Raw genomic sequence first — 1,064 nt, 5'->3', positions numbered from 1 at the left:
GCTCGCAGCCGCGTAACCGTCCGGTACCCCCCCCCCCCCCCCCCCCCCCCCCCCCCCCCCCCCCCCCCCCCCCCCCCCCCCCCCCCCCCCCCCCCCCCCCCCCCCCCCCCCCCCCCCCCCCCCCCCCCCCCCCCCCCCCCCCCCCCCCCCCCCCCCCCCCCCCCCCCCCCCCCCCCCCCCCCCCCCCCCCCCCCCCCCCCCCCCCCCCCCCCCCCCCCACGGCGCCCGACCCTTCACCACGCCCCCCGGTCTGCCGCAGCGCGCTCGCAGCCGCGTAACCGTCCGGTACCGCCAGATCGGTCAACTGCCAGCCGGGGACCCGGGCAGGCTGGTCCAGTGAGCTGACGTACGTGAGGGCGGGATCCTCACCCAGGCCCGTCCCGGTGCCTTTCAAGTAGGCCTCCTTGCGCGTCCAGCAACGGGCGAACGCGGCAGGCAGCGCGTCCGGTCCGAGAGCGGCCAGTTCCGTCTGTTCGCGCGGGTGCAGCGCGGACATCGTCTGGGTGGCTGTCGAGACGGACGGATGCTGTTCCACGTCCACCCCGATGGGCGCGGCGGCGAACGCGAGCGCGACCACATCACCGGCGTGCGAGAGGGAGAAGTGCACCGGGTCGGAGGGCACGGCCGGCCGCCCGTGCGGGCCGCCGCACACGGGGCAGTCGGCGCGGGTGAACGGCACGTCCCGCGGGGCGAGGCCGAGCAGCGCGCCCAGTTCCTCGCGCAGTGCCAGGTGGGCGACCAGGTAGCGGTCGCGGTCGGCCTGCTGTACGAACCTGGCGGCACGCTCACGCTCTTCCGCCGAGAGCGACGCGAGAGCACCCGGCGCCGCAGCCGCGGACGCATGCTCGGAGACGCGCACGAAGCGAACGACGGGAGAGCGGAGGGGGTCGGTGGTACCGGAGGCGGCAGCACTCGTCATGCGGCGACCGTACCCGAAGGAGTGAAGCGCTCACGCGCGAGTACGCGAACGCGCGAACCAAAACGCCCCCCGTACGGTGGTGGGCCAGGCCATGCCGGCCGAAGCGGTGGCGGGCCGCGCCTTCCCCGCGGCCACCACCCCACCC

At 78.0% G+C, this 1,064-nt stretch carries 1 protein-coding gene; it reads right to left on the bottom strand.

Features of this window, described 5'->3' with window-relative positions; all coding sequences use genetic code 11:
• Positions 1-919: 4'-phosphopantetheinyl transferase superfamily protein (locus AB8Z75_RS35010; protein WP_369209186.1), on the bottom strand; the 919-nt coding region annotated here is incomplete at its 3' end.
• Positions 920-1,064: the final 145 nt, after the last annotated feature.

The sequence above is a fragment of the Streptomyces sp. PU-14G genome, assembly GCF_041028275.1.
Lineage (GTDB): Bacteria > Actinomycetota > Actinomycetes > Streptomycetales > Streptomycetaceae > Streptomyces.
This window is presented reverse-complemented; position numbering and strand designations above follow the sequence as displayed.